This window comes from Streptomyces sp. NPDC005281 (genome assembly GCF_040607495.1).
Taxonomy (GTDB): domain Bacteria; phylum Actinomycetota; class Actinomycetes; order Streptomycetales; family Streptomycetaceae; genus Streptomyces.
In genome coordinates this window covers 320,448-336,640 of record NZ_JBEXGX010000003.1, presented here as the reverse complement: position 1 = coordinate 336,640, position 16,193 = coordinate 320,448, and the positions used below count along the sequence as shown (strand labels likewise).

The window sequence follows — 16,193 nt, the reverse complement described above, 5'->3', positions numbered from 1 at the left end:
TCAGACCCCTGTTCCCGTTTTGCAAGGATTTACGACATCTTTTCCAGCGTCGCACTCCGCCGCCATGGCTGCGCCCGGAACGTCTTGACCGGTAGGCTTTCCGTGTGATCTTCAAGCGCATCGGAAACGGCCGGCCGTACCCCGACCACGGCCGGGAAAGCACCCGGCAGTGGGCGGACGTCGCGCCGCGCCCGGTCCGCCTCGATCAGCTCGTGACGACCAAGGGCCAGCTGGACCTGGAGACCCTCCTCGCCGAGGACTCCACCTTCTACGGCGACCTGTTCGCGCACGTCGTCAAGTGGCAGGGCGATCTGTACCTGGAGGACGGCCTCCACCGCGCCGTCCGCGCCGCGCTCCAGCAGCGTCAGGTGCTGCACGCGCGCGTTCTTGAACTGGACTAATGGCCACGGCTTGACCCCAATGGGTTGAACTGAACGCCGGGCAATGATCATCTAGTAGGCATTGGCGCCCCGGCGCACTACGCTGCGCCCATGAGCATGCTTACTCCCCCTGGCATGGGTGGCCAGTATCGGATCACGGGGGACAAGTACCCGCGGATGCGCCGGCCCCGAGGGCGTCGCAAGTTCGTGTTCGTGAGCATCACCTCCGTCACCGTTCTCGGGCTGATCGGGTGGGGGTCCCTCCAGCTCATCGACATCTACACGGGCGGCAGCAAGGCCACGGCGGCGGACACCAAGTCGGACTGCGCGTCGAAGATCACGCCCGAGGCGAAGGCGGCCGCCGCCCTCGCCGCGACCCTGCCGAAGCCCGGTCAGATCACCGTGAACGTCCTCAACGCGACCCCGCGCAGCGGGCTCGCCAAGCAGACGGCGGACGAGCTGAAGAAGCGCGGCTTCAAGATCGGTGACGTGGGCAACGCGACGGCCACGTACGACAAGAAGGTCACGGGCGCCGGGATACTGCTCGGCGCCAAGGGTGCCGACCAGGCCGCGCTGCCCGTCCTCAACACCCAGCTCTCCGGCGCCCAGCTGAAGACCGACGGCCGCACCAAGGCCGCCACGGTCGACCTGATCATCGGAACCGATTTCAAGGCGCTGACGAAGAAGGAGGACGCCGACAAGGCGCTGACCGTTCTGGCTCAGCCCGAGCCTGCGCCCTCCGCCTCGAAGAAGCACTGCTGACCGCGGGACCTGTCTCGCGTAGAAACGACCGGCTCCGGAGCCTCGCTCGACCAGGAGCCGCCGGCTTCCGGGCCGGTGGCTCCTGTCCGAGCGCTCCGCGGTCGCCGGGGAGTTACTCGGCGGCCCCGTACATGCGGTCACCCGCGTCGCCCAGACCCGGCACGATGTAGCCGTGCTCGTTCAAGCGCTCGTCGACCGAGGCGGTGACGACGGTGACCGGCGCGCCCGCGAGGTCGCGCTCCATGAGCTCGACACCCTCCGGGGCGGCGAGAAGGACCACGGCGGTGACGTCGTCGGCGCCCCGCTTGATCAGCTCCTGGATCGCGGCGACCAGCGTGCCGCCGGTGGCCAGCATCGGGTCCAGGACGTACACCTGACGGCCGGAGAGGTCGTCCGGCATCCGGGTGGCGTACGTGGAGGCCTGGAGCGTCTCCTCGTCGCGCACCATGCCCAGGAAGCCCACCTCGGCGGTCGGCAGCAGCCGGACCATTCCGTCGAGCATGCCGAGGCCCGCGCGCAGGATCGGCACGACGAGCGGGCGCGGGTAGGAGAGCTTGACGCCCGTGGTCGGGGAGACCGGGGTCACGATGTCGACCTGCTCCGTGCGCACGTCGCGGGTGGCCTCGTAGGCGAGCAGGGTGACCAGCTCGTCGGCCAGCCGCCGGAAGGTCGCGGAGTCGGTGCGCTGGTCGCGCAGGGTGGTGAGCTTATGGGCGACCAGGGGGTGGTCGACGACGTGAAGACGCATGTCCACAACAGTAGCGGGGCCGCCGCCGCCCGCCACTGACCCGTCCGGCAAGGTCCGCCGCCCCGCGTCACCCGTCCGCTGGCATCAAACCATCCATCGGAGGGAAGGTGGGAGGGACGGACCTGGGGTGGTGTGCCAATGCGGAACCCGCAAGAGGAGTCGTCCGAACGGCTGGAGAGCGACGCCGAGCGCAGGAGGCGGCGGGCCCAGTTCCTACGCGACCTGGCCGAGGCTCGCGAGCTGCGCGACCGGGTCCAGCCCCGCCGCGCCAAGACCGCCCGCCTGCGCCACGCGATGCGCATGCGCACGTTCCGCTGGTAACGGCCCTCCGGCCTCCAGGGCGCCCTCCGTCCCGCGGCACACGCCCGCCGGACGAAGCCTGCCCGGCCCGTCACGCCGGGCCCCCGGCTGCTGCCCTGCGTGTCACACGTGGGGGGCTGCCGCTGCCCCACACCCCACGCCCGCCGGACGGAACCCGCCTCGCGCCCCGCCGGACGGAACCCGACCCGCGCCTCACACTCGCGGGAGGCCGCCGCCATGGGCGCCACACCCGCCGGACGCCCGCTGCCATGGGTGTCCACCCCCGGACGGAAGCCGCCCCACGCCTCACACCCGCCGGACACCCACGCCCGCCGCCCCACGCCCCGCGCCCCACGGCTCCCGGGCGGACCCCGTTCGGATGCCGGGCATGTGGTGGCCGCGAGGCCGGCGGCACGCCTGGGGGGAGGTGCGGGCCGGGCCCGTCGCCGTCGGGGCCGACACGCCCACGGGGGAAATTGAGGGCGTCCCGCCGAAGCGACGCCCCGGGCCCGCGGCAGGACCGGCGCGAGTGCCCGCGCCGGCGCCGGTGGCGGGCCCGCCGTGACAGGGGAACGCGCCCGCACGGCGCGCGGCGCGCGCCGGGGGAGACGCGGCCGCCCTGCCGCCGTGGAACCGGGACACGCCCGCGTCACGAGGGGCCGTGTGGCGGACGTGTCGGGCGGAGAGGTGCCTACGCGGCGCGGGCATCCGCGTACGATCCGCTGTTAGCGATCAAACTGGGCGGACACAGCAGGCCGAAGACGTCCCCTGAACGCTGTCTTTCTGCCACGATTCCGAGTGGGCGGGACTCGGAGCAGCAGCACTCCTCGCCCACAGCCTCCGCCGGGGGGAACCCCAACCGGCACACCTATGACCAGTGGGAGGGTCACGGTGTACTTCGCCGCACTGCTCGCGCGCACCGAAGACGGGTGGAAAGCGAGCGATACAGAGCTCGACGATGTGGAAACCCTGTCGGATCTGACCGATCTGGCCCGTGAAGTCTCGGACGAGGACACGGTGCTCGTGCTCATCGAGCAGGAGGACGCCTGGTTCGGCGTCGTCCGCGTGGACGGCGAGGAGGATCCCCGTATCTACGTCTCGGACGCCGCGGCGGCCGCCCGTAGCTCGTACGGCGAGATCCTGCTCACCGACGAACTACTAGGACGGGAGCCGGGCGACGACGACGCCGACCTGGACTCCCTCGATCTGGACGGCACGGAGGACGGTGAACCGGGGGACTCCGAGGACGACGAGGAGGACCAGGGGAGCGTGTCCGGCGATGCCGTCTCGCACAGCCCCGTCGGGGACCGCTACATCCTCGCGGACCTCGGAGTGAGCGAGAAGGAACTGCTGGCCCTGGACGAAGGCGACGCGCTCGGCACGATCGCCGAAGCCCTGGGAGCGGCAGACGTCCTGGAGACCGTCCGCTAGGGCCAGTCCGTCGGACAGGCCCCACTCCCAGGCTTCCAGGCCCCCGGAAACGGTGGCCCGGTCCCCTCGCCCGCGACCCTGCCCCATACCGGCGAACCGGCCCGATACGACGGGCCGGGTCCCCGCCTGCCGTCCGCCACTCGCCCTCTCCGGGACGGATGGGACGGCGGGGGACGACGGGAAGCGGCAGGGGACGGCCGTAGGACGGCTGGAGGACGGCCGGAGGGCGGCACGCGCCGGTCCCCGTCCGTGCCGTCGGCCCCGGCGGGATTCCGCTAGGTTCCCCCGGGTGAGCACCCCGCGTCAGGAAACCCCGCCGCCCGATCCCGTACGTGACCGGTGGCGGGCCCCGATGCGGCTCGCGCTGGACGAGGCACGGCTGGCCCTCCCGGGCGGGGACGTTCCCGTCGGCGCCGTCGTGCTGTCCCCGGACGGTACGACCGTGCTGGCGGCCGGACACAACGAACGCGAGGCCACCGGCGACCCGACGGCGCACGCCGAGGTCCTCGCGCTGCGCCGGGCCGCCGCCAGGCTCGGCGAGTGGCGGCTGTCCGGGTGCACGCTCGTCGTCACCCTGGAACCCTGCACGATGTGCGCGGGCGCGCTCGTCGCGTCCCGTGTCGACCGGGTGGTGTACGGCGCCCGGGACGAGAAGGCGGGCGCCACGGGCTCCGTCTGGGACGTCGTCCGGGACCGGCGGCTCAACCATCGGCCCGAGGTGATCGAGGGCGTCCTCACCACCGAATGCGCCACGCTGCTCACGGACTTCTTCCGCGACCGCTGAGGGCGTCGGCGGACGGCACCGAATCGGCTTCGGCGCGCCGGGACGGGGAGCCGAAACGGATTTCAGACCATGGCCCACCTTGGGGTAGGGTCTCCCTCGGTAGCGTGTCCGAGCGGCCGAAGGAGCTCGCCTCGAAAGCGAGTGTGGCGCAAGTCACCGAGGGTTCAAATCCCTCCGCTACCGCTTCTGAAGGGCCTCGTCGAAAGACGGGGCCCTTCTTGCGTTCCGGGGTTCCAGGAGGGGCCTGCAAGGCGCCAGGAGGGGCCGCGACGCGGACGGGCCCCGGCGCCGCTCGGCCGCCGGGGCCCGTCCGCACCCGAAAGGGTTCTCCGCTCCCACAGAGGAGGGGGAAGGGGCGCAATCGGGGGCGCCCGCCTCCCCCACGAAAAGACCCGCAAGTCCACGCCGCCGTCTTGGGGGAAAGTCGGGCGGCGAGAACCCCGCAGTGGGGTCCCTCCGGGCCCCGTGGACTCCTGTCGGTTCCCGCCGGGGCTCCCCTCCATCCTGGACCGGGAGGGCGCCCGCCAGGCCCGGCAAAGGACCTCTACCAGCGGGCCGTTGGTCCTTAAAGTCGGCGTGAAGGTTACACTCACCGCCGGCAGCAGGGGGCCGACGGGCGCAGGAGTCACAGGGGAGGCCGCCATGGCGGTGAATTCGAAGAAGATCGCCATCTACGTGCTCGTGGTCTTCGCGCTCTACGTGATCATCACGGATCCGGCCAAGGCCGCCGACTACGTCCAGATAGCGTTCGAGGGCATATCGAACGCCGCCGGGGCGATAGGCGACTTCATGACCTGGGTCGCCGACGGAGCGAAGAACTGACGTCGGGCACCGGCACCGGCGCGGCAGGGACTCCGCGCACCCGGCACCGAGCAGACTCCACGGAGCGAGGCGCGGCCGGACAAGGACGCGACCGAGCGAAGAACCACCTCACCACCAGGGAGTGTCCTTGATCCGCCATCTGGTCCTCTTCAAGCTCCACGACGGCGTCCGGCGCGACGAACCCCGCGTCGTCGAGGGCGTCGCCGCCTTCCGCGCGCTCGGCGGCCTGATCCCCGAGCTGCGGTTCTGGGAGTGCGACTGGAACATCAGCGACCGGCCCATCGCGTACGACTTCGCGATCAACTCCGCCGTCGAGGACGCCGACGCCCTCAAGGCTTACCTGGAGCACCCGGCTCACGTGGCCGGTGTCGCACTCTGGCGCGAGTTCGCCACTTGGGTGATCGCCGACTACCCGTTCTGATCATTTTTGATCGCACGCTTTTTCCGAGCCCTTGACCGCAACCGGTCAGGGGTTTTCTACACCCTGGACCCCAACCCACCTCCAACTCACCTGCAACTCAACCCCAACACGGCGTTATGCGGTGCTTGCACACAGTGCACATGTCTTGTGATGCTATGACCGCTTTTGACGGATGAGTTGACGGATACGTTGACGGATCGTTTGACGAACGAAGAGGTGGCGTTGACCGTGTCGGCCAGTACTGCGCCGCCCCAGGAGGAAGCCCCGGCCAAGACCCGGGCGACGGCCCTCCCGTCCGCCCCGCCGCCGTCCCCGGCACGGGCCATGGCGCAGAGCACGGCACCGAACCCCGCACCGGGCCCCCCAGGCCCCCCTCCGGGCACCCAGGGCCCCGCGGCGAGCCCCGTGGTCCCCCTCCCGCCCGCCCCCGCGTCCGGCCCCGCGACCAGCCCCACCACCACTCCGGATCCGACCACCGGCTCCACCTCCGCACCCGACCCCGCCGCCGGCCCCACCCCCGCACCTGACCCCGCGTCCGGTCCCGCGCCGGTCCAAGAGGTCACGCACGAACGGCGTCGCGGTGCCGACACCCGGGCCCTGACACAGGTGCTCTTCGGTGAGCTCAAGGTGCTGGAGCCGGGCACCCCCGAGCACAACCGGGTCCGCGGCGCCCTCATCGAGGCGAACCTGCCGCTCGTGCGGTACGCGGCGGCCCGCTTCCGTTCCCGCAACGAGCCGATGGAGGACGTGGTCCAGGTCGGCACCATCGGCCTGATCAACGCCATCGACCGCTTCGATCCCGACCGGGGCGTGCAGTTCCCCACCTTCGCGATGCCGACGGTCGTCGGCGAGATCAAGCGGTACTTCCGCGACAACGTCCGCACCGTCCACGTGCCGCGCCGGCTGCACGAGCTGTGGGTGCAGGTGAACAGCGCCACCGAGGACCTGACGACCGCCTTCGGCCGCTCGCCGACCACCGCGGAGATCGCCGAACGGCTGCGCATCACCGAGGAGGAGGTGCTCTCCTGCATCGAGGCGGGACGGTCGTACCACGCGACCTCGCTCGAAGCGGCCCAGGAGGGCGACGGACTGCCCGGACTGCTCGACCGGCTCGGCTACGAGGACCCCGCGCTCGACGGAGTCGAACACCGCGATCTCGTAAGGCATCTGCTCGTACAGCTGCCCGAACGCGAGCAGCGGATCCTGCTGCTCCGCTACTACAGCAACCTCACCCAGTCACAGATCAGCGCAGAACTGGGCGTTTCCCAGATGCATGTGTCAAGGCTCCTCGCCCGCAGCTTCGCGCGTCTTCGATCCGCAAACAGGATCGAGGCATAGCCGAAAAGAGCTAATCGCTCAAGGTCGATTTTTACGTCGGTTCAGCGCTGAAAATCCGTCAGACCCCCTTTTTCCAGGGCCGATCCACCCTCAACATGTCGACAAGTCTCTACAGCGTGTTGCCGACATGTGACATTCTTCCGGGAGCGCGTTTGCCGCGGCCTCGCCTCCGGTATTCAGGTGGAGGCTGCGTTCCTCCGACGGGAGCGACTGCCGCGACCGTCCGCGACCCAAAGGGGGTGGCATGTCCGCAGATCAGGGCAGCTCGAAGGTGCTCACGCTCACTAAGAGCGACGCAGTGCCCGAGGCGCACGCCGCGCTTCACGATGTCCCTGCCGCCGAGGCCCCGGAAGCCGTTCTGGTCCCCGAGTCCTCGGGAGCCATCGACACCCGGACCCTGTCCCGCTCCCTCTTCCGGCGGCTCGCCGCACTCGCCGAGAACAGCCCGGAGCACGCCTACGTCCGGGACACCCTCATCGAGCTCAACCTCCCGCTCGTCCGTTACGCGGCGGCCCGTTTCCGCTCCCGCAACGAGCCGATGGAGGACATCGTCCAGGTCGGCACCATCGGCCTGATCAAGGCGATCGACCGCTTCGACTGCGAACGCGGAGTCGAGTTCCCGACCTTCGCGATGCCGACGGTCGTCGGCGAGATCAAGCGGTTCTTCCGCGACACGTCCTGGTCGGTCCGCGTTCCGCGCCGCCTCCAGGAGCTGCGTCTCGCCCTCACCAAGACCAGCGACGAGCTGTCGCAGAAGCTCGACCGCTCTCCGACGGTCGCCGAACTCGCCACCGCTCTCGGGGTGTCCGAGGAGGACGTGGTCGACGGTCTCGCCGTCGGCAACGCGTACACGGCGTCGTCGCTCGACTCGCCGGCCCTCGAGGACGACGGCGGCGAGGGCTCCCTCGCGGACCGTCTCGGCTACGAGGACACCGCGCTGGAGGGCGTGGAGTACCGCGAGTCGCTCAAGCCCCTGCTCGCCAAGCTGCCGCCCCGCGAGCGCCGCATCATCATGCTCCGCTTCTTCGCGAACATGACCCAGTCCCAGATCGGCGAGGAGGTCGGCATCTCGCAGATGCACGTCTCCCGGCTCCTCACCCGCACCCTGGCCCAGCTGCGCGAAGGCCTCATCTCCGACTGACCGCCGCACGCGGGTTCATAATTGACGGATCGTCAGCCACACTGGCGCGATGCGTCACGAGCCGATGCGTCACGAGCCGACAGGCCGTCGCCGAGGTGCCCTGCTGGGCGCCTCGGCGGCCGTGCTGTGTCTGGGCGGGGCGCTGGCCGCGTGCGGGAGCGGCGGAAGCGGTGGCGGCTACGCCGCCGTCGGGGCCGCGGACGGCTCCCCACGAGCGTCGGGGATGGTGGTGGCACCTTCGGGCGAGGTGTCCCTCGTACCCCTGGACGGCGCGGCCACGGGAGGCTCCAACACTCCTGGGAACAAAGGGGGTTCCGGGAGCGGGACCTCGGCCGACGGCACGAGTGATACGGACGGCTCGACCGGTTCGGCCGCCGGTTCCACTGATTCCGCCGGTTCGAGAGGCCCTGGTTCCGGCGAGGGCGGTTCAGGGGCGGCCGGCTCGGGCGGCAAGGGAGCCGGCACCGGCGGCGGGCCCTCTACGCCCTCAGGATCATCGTCAGGCTCGTCGTCCGGTTCATCCTCCGGCGGCGACTCCGGTCGTACGGGCGGAAGTTCGGGGGGTTCCCCGGCGACGCCCGCGCCCGGCCCGACGACGAGTGCCGGGCCCGCCGTGCTCGCCGTGAGCGGTACCTCGCGCGCGGCCACCGATCAGCGGTGGTGCGAGAAGGTGACCGTGTCCTTCACCAACACCGGTGGTACGGCGGCGCGTTCGGGCACGGTGGCGTTCGGGACCCACATCATCGGGTCGCTCGGGATCGACTGGGCGACGATCCGGTCGACCGGGGCACTCCCGGCGCCGATCGCCCCCGGCACGAGGAAGAACGGGACCTGGACGGTGTGCGTCGACGCCTGGCGGGTGCCGCTGGGCATGCACGTGGAGACGCGGGACGTGTCCGTCCAGTGGAAGTAGGGGCGCGGCCCCATCGGGTCACGCCACCCCGCTCGCCAACTGTCCCGCCGCAGCCGGTCCGCTCGCCACCGGTCCCGTCGCGGCCGGTTCCACTGCAATCGGTCCCGTTGTGGCCGGTCCGGTTGCAGCCGGTTCCGCTGCAACCGGTCCCGTCGTCGCCTGGCCGCCCGGCCGCGCGGACCCGCTGGATCACATGAGGGCGAGCCAGGCCACCGCGGCGACGACCGCGACGGCGAGGACGACGCCGACGATCAGACCCACGCGCGGACCCGCGGGAGCGGCCGCCTGCTGCTGCCGGCCCTGGGGGGCCTCGTCGACGAACGCACGGAACATCTGAGTGCTGCCCGCGGGGTCGTAGTTGCCCTCGGGGCCCTGGGTGTTTGCCATAGGCCGGACCCTAGCGAATGCGCGGGTGCTGCCCAAGTGCCGGGTTCACCTTCACACCGATCGTGACGCGTTCGCACACGGTCCACGACCGGGACGCACACCGGCACACAAACACACGAGTACTCGAGCACACGACCGGGAGGCACGCCGCCCCCGCCCGACGCTCCCACCCGCGCATTCCCGTTCGCCAACGCTTGCCTTTGCCAACTTTTTAGCCCTGAAGCCCCGAACTCGTTTGCCTGCGGCAACCAACTTCTTTATGGTTGCCCTAAGCAACGAATGAGGAGGGGCGATGGCCGGGCAGGCGCAGTACGAGGAACTCGCTCGTCAGCTCAGCGCCATCGGTGCCGTGAAGCGGGGCATGGGCCGGATCCTGCCGCCCGACTGTCCCGCGGGGTCCGCCGCCGTGCTCACCCTGCTCGGCCGGTACGGCGAGATGCGGATGAGCAGGCTCGCGGAGCTCCTCTCCGTGGACATGTCGGTGACCAGCCGCCATGTCGCGCATGTCGCCGACCGGGGCTGGATCGAACGGTCCCCCGACCCGGCCGACAAGCGTTCACGCATCCTGCGCCTCACCGCCGCCGGGCACGCGCAGCTCGACGAGCTGTCCCTGCGGACCTCGCGGCTGCTCTCCGACCGGCTGAGCAACTGGTCCGACGACGAGGTCGGACTGCTCATCGAGCTGATGGGCCGGCTGCGCGAGAGCTTCGGCGACTGCCGCTCCCCGCAGTGGACGCCGGCGCACCCTCCCTCGTACGCGACAGACGTATCAGAACCGACCACCCGTACACCCGCGTAAACACGTAAGAAAAGGAAGCCCATGGCAACGACCACACCAGCCGGTGTGCGGGGCTCTCACGCCAAGCACGGAGGCGCCGACGGCGCTCCGATGTCCCACCGGCAGATCATGGAAGCGCTCTCCGGGCTGCTGCTCGGCATGTTCGTCGCGATCCTGTCGTCGACGATCGTCACCAACGCGCTCCCCGAGATCATCGGCGACCTGGGCGGCGGGCAGTCCGCCTACACCTGGGTCGTCACGGCCTCGCTGCTGGCCATGACCGCGACCACGCCCCTGTGGGGCAAGCTCTCCGACCTGTACAGCAAGAAGGCGCTCGTCCAGATAGCGCTCGTCATCTACGTGCTGGGTTCGGCCGCCGCCGGTCTGTCGCAGAACCCCGGCATGCTGATCGCCTGCCGTGTGGTGCAGGGCATCGGCGTCGGCGGTCTGTCCGCCCTCGCGCAGATCGTGATGGCCGCGATGATCTCCCCGCGTGAGCGCGGACGCTACTCCGGCTACCTGGGCGCGACGTTCGCCGTCGCAACCGTCGGCGGCCCGCTGCTCGGCGGTGTCATCACCGACACCAGCTGGCTCGGCTGGCGCTGGTGCTTCTACGTGGGTGTGCCGTTCGCGGTCATCGCGCTGATCGTGCTCCAGAAGACCCTGCACCTGCCCGTGGTGAAGCGGGACGTGAAGGTCGACTGGGCCGGCGCGTTCTTCATCTCCGCCGCGGTCTCGCTGCTGCTGCTCTGGGTCACCTTCGCCGGTGACAAGTACGACTGGATCTCGTGGCAGACGTACACGATGATCGCCGGCGCGATCGTCCTCGGCCTGCTGTTCGTGCTGGTCGAGTCCAGGGCGAGCGAGCCGATCATCCCGCTGCGGCTGTTCCGCAACCGCACGATCACCCTCTCCTCCCTCGCGTCGCTGTTCGTCGGTGTCGCGATGTTCACCGGCACGGTCTTCTTCAGCCAGTACTTCCAGCTGGCCCGGGACAAGTCCCCGACGATGTCGGGTGTCATGACGATCCCGATGATCGGCGGCCTGTTCATCTCCTCCACGGTCTCCGGCCAGGTCATCACCAAGACGGGCCGGTGGAAGTACTGGCTGGTCAGCGGCGGCTTCCTGGTCACCGCGGGCCTCGGCCTGCTCGGCACGATCCGCTACGACACGGCCTACTGGCACATCGCGATCTTCATGGCGCTGCTGGGCCTCGGCATCGGCATGATGATGCAGAACCTGGTGCTCTCCACGCAGAACCAGGTGGCGCCGGCGGACCTCGGCTCGGCGAGCTCCACGGTGACGTTCTTCCGGTCCCTCGGCGGTGCGATCGGTGTCTCCGCGCTCGGCGCGGTCATGGCCAACCGGATCACCCACTACGTGAAGGACGGGCTGACCGACCTCGGCCCCAAGTACGCGGCCCTGGGCTCCGGTTCGGACTCCAGCTCCAGCATCCCGAACATGGACAAGCTGCCCGCGCCGCTGCGCACCGTGATGGAGAGCGCGTACGGCCACGGCATCGCGGACGTCTTCCTGATCGCCTCCGCCATGGCGCTGGTCGCCTTCCTCATCGTGCTGTTCATCAAGGAGGTCCCGCTGCGGACGTCCGGCGCGATGGCCCAGGCCGCCGCCGAGAAGTCCGGTACGCCGGTGACGGAGGCCCCCGTCGCCGAGGCCGTCGAGGCCGCGGCCACCGCCGTCCTCGCCCCGGCCGTCCCCACCACCGAAGCAGCCCCCGAGACCGCCCCCGAGGGCACACAGCGGCTCGCCGCCGTCGCCACCGCGGTGAGGGAGAGCGACCCGCAGCCCGCCCCGTCCGGCGGCATCAGCGTGCACGGCCAGGTCCGTGGCGCCGAGAGCGCGCCCGTGCCGCAGGCCGCGGTCACGCTGATCTCACCGGCGGGACGCCAGCTCGGCCGCTCGGTCGCCCAGGCCGACGGTTCCTACGCGGTGGACGCGCCCGGCGTGGGCTCCTACGTCCTGATCGCCTCCGCCGACGGCTACCAGCCGCAGGCCTCGACGATCGTCGTGAACGAGGAACCGCTCGCGTACGACATCCTGCTGAGCGGCACGAGCGGGCTTAGCGGGATCGTCCGGGCCGCCGAGGGCGCGTCCCCGGTCAAGGACGCGATGGTCGTCGTGACCGACGTCCGCGGGGATGTGCTCGCCTCCGGAACCACCGGTGAGCAGGGCGAGTTCGCCTTCGCCGAGCTGGTGCCCGGCGCCGTGACGGTCGCGGTGAACGCCGCGGGCCACCGGCCGCGGGCGCTGCCCGTCGAGGTCGGCGGCACCGGGGTCACCCGGGTCGAGGTCGACCTCGACTCCGGAGCCCAGGTCCAGGGTGTCGTACGGGCACCGCAGGGCCCCCTGTCGGACGCCCGCGTGACGCTGGTGGACGCGGCCGGGAACGTGGTCGGCACGGCCAGGACCGGCGGCGACGGAGCGTACGCCTTCACCGATCTGGACGGCGGCGAGTACACGGTCATCGCGGCGGGCTACCCGCCGGTGGCGACCGCGCTGACCGTCGGCGGCCGTGGAGCGGACGACCACGACATCGAACTCGCCCACCCCGGCGAGTAGTCCGAAGCCCCGGCCCGTGGGGATGCGCGCACTCTGAGCGGAGGTGCGTCCCCCACGGGCCGGTTTTTTTTCATCGCTTCATCGCAAGGAGTAACTGCCATGGGACTGACCGCGAAGATCCGGACGCGGGACGGATGGGCCGTGTCGCACGCGGTCGTCACGCTGACCGACTCGACCGGCGCACAGGTGCTGCGGGCCGAGGCGGACACCGACGGGGCCGTGCACGACCCCACGGCTCTCACGCCCGGCGCCTACACGGTGATCGTGACCGCGCTCGGTTACGCGCCCGCCGCCTCCGGTGCCATCGTCACGGCGGCCGGCCGGGCCGAGGTCGGCCAGGTGACGCTGGCCCGCCGGGGCGGCACCGAACTGCCCCCGCCGGGACCGTGGACCGTCGACCCGGCACACTCCTCCGTCGGCGCGGTCGCCCAGCACCTGGGCATCTCCAGCGTGCACGGCCGTTTCACGGACTTCACGGGCCGCATCGAGATCGCCCCGGACGAAGTGGCCGCGTCCCGGGTGGAGGCGACGATCACGGCCGCCTCCATCGACACCGGCAACGGCATGCGCGACGGGCATCTGAGGTCGCCGGACTTCCTGGACGCCGAGAAGTACCCGCTGATCACCTACCGCTCGACGGGCCTGACACCGGCCGGCTCCGACCGGTGGACCGTGCACGGTGAGCTCACCCTGCACGGTGTCGTACGTCCCGTCGCCCTCGACCTCGCCTACCTCGGCACCGGCGCCGACCCCTGGGGCGGCACCCGCGCCGCGTTCCGGGCGACCGCCGAACTCCACCGCGAGGACTTCGCCCTGCACTACAACCAGATCGTCCAGGCGGGCATCTCCGCCATCGGTACGATCTTGAAGGTGGAGCTGGACATCCAGGCGGTGCAGGGGGAGTCGCTGCCGGCCGCCTGAGCCCGGCTCACTCGCCCTCGCCGGCGTCGACGATCCGTCGGGCCAGGTCACGGAGCTTGACGTTCTCCCGCTGGGAGGTGCGCACCAGACTGGCGAACGCCTCGGACGCGTCGATGTCGAGCCGCTCCATGAGGATGCCCGTGGCCTGCCCGATCAGATCCCGGGTGCGCATCGCCTCGGTGAGCTGCTCGCGCAGGGTCGCCGAGTCCAGCGCGATGCCGACGTGCGCGGTGAACAGCCGCCCTATCCGGGTGGCCGACTCGTCGAAGGCGCGGGGCTCCCGCGCGTACGCCGTCAGGACGGTCAGCCGGCGCCGGTCGGCCCGCAGCCGCAGCGACAGCACCGACCTCAGCCCGAGACCCGACAGCGCGCGGTCCCCGTCCCCGTCGGTCGCGGCGCTGTCCTCGATCCGGGCCACCGGCGCCGTCCACAGCCGGTTCCAGTACGGGTGATGCTCACGGCCCGCGTCCAGGGCGTCGGCGGAGCGGACGACCTCGTCCGTCCAGGCCAGTGTCTGCCGCTGGGCCTTGGGCTCGATGACGGAGATCCCGGCGTACTCGACGCCCGGAAGGATGCGCACGGCCAGCCGGACGGCGGTGCGCAGGGTGGCGTGGGGACTCGATGTCGCGTGCAGTTGCTGGGCCGCCGCCGTAAGGCCTTCGGCCAGCCCGAAATCCGTATCAGAACGGGACAATTCAGAAAACTCAGACGCAGCCACCACGAACCTCTTCGGCATGCACGGCCAAACGGCCATGCGCAGGAGAGCTCCGCAGCACATTCCCGACTGCGAGCACAGGACGAAGAGCACTTTAGCCGTTCCGATCAGCCGCAGTGGCGCCCCACCGGCACAGCCCCGCGGGTGACGAGGCGAATCGCCGGTCAGGACCTAGGCTGACCGCATGGCACCCAACATCGCGACGAACACCTCCGTCTCCCTGGACGAGTTGCTGGACTTCGTACGCCCCCGCCACCGGGCGATCCTGCTCACCCGCCGCGCTGACGGCGGCCCCCAGGGCTCCCCGCTGACCTGTGGTGTCGACGACGCGGGCCGCATCGTCGTCTCGACGTACCCCGAGCGTGCCAAGACCCGCAACGCCAGGCGGGACGAACGGGTCGGCCTGATCGTCCTCAGCGACGAGTGGAACGGACCCTGGGTCCAGATCGACGGCACCGCCGAGGTGATCGACTCTCCCGACTCCGTCGAGCCTCTCGTCGAGTACTACCGGAACATCGCCGGTGAGCACCCCGACTGGGACGAGTACCGCGAGGCCATGCGCAAGCAGGCCAAGTCGATCATCCGCGTCACCCCCACCCGCTGGGGCCCGGTGGCGACCGGCGGCTTCCCACCCCACCTGGCCCCCCAGGACTAGCCGACCCGGCCGACCGGCCCCACCCCCGTCCTTTCGCCCCTTCCGCCCCTACCCTTCCCACCCCTGGGGCTCCGCCCCAGCCCCCGCTCCTCAAACGCCGGAGGGGCCGAATCCTGCACCCGGGATCCGGCGGAAGGGGACGTGCCGGTACGTCGATGCCCGTCGCCACCGACGCTCACCCCTCACCCAACGGCGACGGGCTGATGCACCGGCACGGCCCCGACCCCCACGCACCCGCACCGGAACCAGCGAGGCCAGCGCCAGCGAACCTTCAGCCGCGCACCACCATCGCCTCGATCCCCGCGATCAACAGCGACAGCGCGAACCCGAAGTCCCGCTCCCGCATCTCGGACACGGTGTCCCCGCCCCGCGCCTCCATGAGCCCCGCCGCCCGCTCGAAATGCGCGGCGAACTGCGGCTCTTCGCTGAGGGTGCTCATGGCCTGCCGGAAGTACTCGTCCTGCGGCATCCCCGCCGCCGCGCACCGCTGCACGAAGTGGCCCTCGATGGTCCCGAACCCGTACACGAACTGGAACACCGCCGACATCGCCCCCATCTGCCCGTGCGGCGGCAGCCCGGTGTTCCGGATCACCTGCTGCACCCGCGACGAGAAGGCCATGGAACACGGCCCGATGTTCAGGAAGTTCCCGATCAGCGTCGACACCCACGGATGGCGCACCAGCAGCGCCCGGTACCCGACGGCCAGCGCCCGCAGCCGATCACGCCAGCCCTCCTCCGGCCCGGCGCCCGGCAGCTCCAGCTCACCGAACGCGGCGTCGAGCGCGAGCTCCAGCAGATCGTCCTTGGTGTCGACGTACCAGTACACGGACATCGCCGTGACGTTCAGCTCCGCCGCCAGCCGCCGCATGGAGAACTTCGCCAGCCCCTCCGCGTCCAGCAGCCGCACCGTGACGGCGGTGATCCGCTCCCGGTCGAGCCCGGAGGGCTGGCCCCCGCCCCGGACGCCCCCGCCGCGGGGAGCCCTGCCCTCCAGCCAGACACTGGTCCGCGCCGGTCGCTCCGCCCTGTCGGCTGCCCTCACCATGGCGCACCTTCCTAGGAACTCGAACCACGTCGCGGGCCGGAACTACCCGGACCACCCTCCTCAATGATGCTA

The 16,193-nt window shown here is 70.9% G+C and carries 18 protein-coding genes and 1 tRNA gene; 15 read left to right on the top strand and 4 right to left on the bottom strand.

The genetic code is table 11. The annotated features are described in order from the left end of the window. Positions 1 to 104 precede the first annotated feature (104 nt). On the top strand, positions 105 to 401 hold the full coding sequence (locus tag ABZV42_RS06680; RefSeq protein ID WP_003999914.1) for a type II toxin-antitoxin system VapB family antitoxin: 297 nt from the start codon (positions 105 to 107) through the stop codon (positions 399 to 401). A 90-nt stretch (positions 402 to 491) separates the two neighbouring features. Then, positions 492 to 1,142: a LytR C-terminal domain-containing protein gene (locus tag ABZV42_RS06675; RefSeq protein WP_355984111.1), complete on the top strand. Its 651-nt coding sequence runs from the start codon at positions 492 to 494 to the stop codon at positions 1,140 to 1,142. A gap of 112 nt (positions 1,143 to 1,254) precedes the next feature. Here the strand turns inward: ABZV42_RS06675 and upp are convergent, their stop codons facing one another. After that, on the bottom strand, positions 1,255 to 1,890 hold the full coding sequence (gene upp / locus ABZV42_RS06670; protein ID WP_355984112.1) for a uracil phosphoribosyltransferase: 636 nt from the start codon (positions 1,888 to 1,890) through the stop codon (positions 1,255 to 1,257). 138 nt (positions 1,891 to 2,028) lie between these two features. Here upp and ABZV42_RS06665 point away from each other — a divergent pair, with 138 nt between their 5' ends. The 9 genes from ABZV42_RS06665 to ABZV42_RS06625 all read left to right on the top strand — a co-directional run bounded on the left by ABZV42_RS06665 (position 2,029) and on the right by ABZV42_RS06625 (position 9,040). Continuing rightward, on the top strand, positions 2,029 to 2,211 hold the full coding sequence (locus ABZV42_RS06665) for a hypothetical protein (RefSeq protein WP_192582817.1): 183 nt from the start codon (positions 2,029 to 2,031) through the stop codon (positions 2,209 to 2,211). Positions 2,212 to 3,081: 870 nt separating this feature from the next. After that, positions 3,082 to 3,621, top strand: a complete 540-nt coding sequence (locus ABZV42_RS06660; protein WP_355984135.1) for a hypothetical protein — start codon at positions 3,082 to 3,084, stop codon at positions 3,619 to 3,621. Between the two features lie 352 nt (positions 3,622 to 3,973). Next, complete coding sequence (gene tadA / locus ABZV42_RS06655) at positions 3,974 to 4,405, top strand: tRNA adenosine(34) deaminase TadA (protein ID WP_355984136.1); 432 nt, start codon at positions 3,974 to 3,976, stop codon at positions 4,403 to 4,405. Between the two features lie 98 nt (positions 4,406 to 4,503). Further along, positions 4,504 to 4,588 (top strand) — tRNA-Ser (locus tag ABZV42_RS06650). A 459-nt stretch (positions 4,589 to 5,047) separates the two neighbouring features. Then, a complete protein-coding gene (locus ABZV42_RS06645; protein WP_355984113.1) occupies positions 5,048 to 5,227 on the top strand; it encodes a hypothetical protein in 180 nt (59 codons plus the stop codon). A gap of 127 nt (positions 5,228 to 5,354) precedes the next feature. Beyond that, positions 5,355 to 5,648 carry a Dabb family protein gene (locus ABZV42_RS06640; RefSeq protein WP_355984114.1) on the top strand — a complete coding sequence of 98 codons (294 nt, stop codon included), beginning with the start codon at positions 5,355 to 5,357 and terminating at the stop codon, positions 5,646 to 5,648. Between the two features lie 324 nt (positions 5,649 to 5,972). Then, the gene (locus ABZV42_RS06635; protein WP_356051062.1) at positions 5,973 to 6,986 is read left to right on the top strand and encodes an RNA polymerase sigma factor SigF; all 1,014 of its coding nucleotides are present in this window, start codon (positions 5,973 to 5,975) and stop codon (positions 6,984 to 6,986) included. Between the two features lie 244 nt (positions 6,987 to 7,230). Then, positions 7,231 to 8,127, top strand: coding sequence for an RNA polymerase sigma factor SigF (locus tag ABZV42_RS06630; protein WP_356051024.1), 897 nt, complete (start codon positions 7,231 to 7,233; stop codon positions 8,125 to 8,127). Between the two features lie 622 nt (positions 8,128 to 8,749). Continuing rightward, on the top strand, positions 8,750 to 9,040 hold the full coding sequence (locus tag ABZV42_RS06625) for a hypothetical protein (RefSeq protein WP_356051023.1): 291 nt from the start codon (positions 8,750 to 8,752) through the stop codon (positions 9,038 to 9,040). A 189-nt stretch (positions 9,041 to 9,229) separates the two neighbouring features. Here ABZV42_RS06625 and ABZV42_RS06620 read toward each other — a convergent pair whose 3' ends face one another. Further along, the gene (locus tag ABZV42_RS06620) at positions 9,230 to 9,427 is read right to left on the bottom strand and encodes a hypothetical protein (RefSeq protein WP_261703852.1); all 198 of its coding nucleotides are present in this window, start codon (positions 9,425 to 9,427) and stop codon (positions 9,230 to 9,232) included. Between the two features lie 292 nt (positions 9,428 to 9,719). Between ABZV42_RS06620 and ABZV42_RS06615 the strand changes: the two genes are divergently transcribed. The 3 genes from ABZV42_RS06615 to ABZV42_RS06605 all read left to right on the top strand — a co-directional run bounded on the left by ABZV42_RS06615 (position 9,720) and on the right by ABZV42_RS06605 (position 13,706). Further along, positions 9,720 to 10,226 (top strand): MarR family transcriptional regulator, encoded by a 507-nt coding sequence (locus ABZV42_RS06615; RefSeq protein ID WP_355984117.1) that lies wholly within the window; start codon positions 9,720 to 9,722, stop codon positions 10,224 to 10,226. 21 nt (positions 10,227 to 10,247) lie between these two features. Then, positions 10,248 to 12,785, top strand: coding sequence for an MFS transporter (locus ABZV42_RS06610; protein WP_356051022.1), 2,538 nt, complete (start codon positions 10,248 to 10,250; stop codon positions 12,783 to 12,785). A 99-nt stretch (positions 12,786 to 12,884) separates the two neighbouring features. Continuing rightward, complete coding sequence (locus ABZV42_RS06605) at positions 12,885 to 13,706, top strand: YceI family protein (protein ID WP_356051021.1); 822 nt, start codon at positions 12,885 to 12,887, stop codon at positions 13,704 to 13,706. A gap of 7 nt (positions 13,707 to 13,713) precedes the next feature. Here the strand turns inward: ABZV42_RS06605 and ABZV42_RS06600 are convergent, their stop codons facing one another. Then, positions 13,714 to 14,442 carry an ANTAR domain-containing protein gene (locus ABZV42_RS06600; protein ID WP_356051060.1) on the bottom strand — a complete coding sequence of 243 codons (729 nt, stop codon included), beginning with the start codon at positions 14,440 to 14,442 and terminating at the stop codon, positions 13,714 to 13,716. A 163-nt stretch (positions 14,443 to 14,605) separates the two neighbouring features. Here ABZV42_RS06600 and ABZV42_RS06595 point away from each other — a divergent pair, with 163 nt between their 5' ends. After that, entirely contained in the window at positions 14,606 to 15,076 is a 471-nt protein-coding gene (locus ABZV42_RS06595) for a PPOX class F420-dependent oxidoreductase (protein ID WP_355984120.1), read from the top strand. 271 nt (positions 15,077 to 15,347) lie between these two features. Here the strand turns inward: ABZV42_RS06595 and ABZV42_RS06590 are convergent, their stop codons facing one another. Further along, positions 15,348 to 16,121, bottom strand: coding sequence for a TetR/AcrR family transcriptional regulator C-terminal domain-containing protein (locus ABZV42_RS06590; protein WP_355984121.1), 774 nt, complete (start codon positions 16,119 to 16,121; stop codon positions 15,348 to 15,350). Positions 16,122 to 16,193 lie beyond the last annotated feature (72 nt).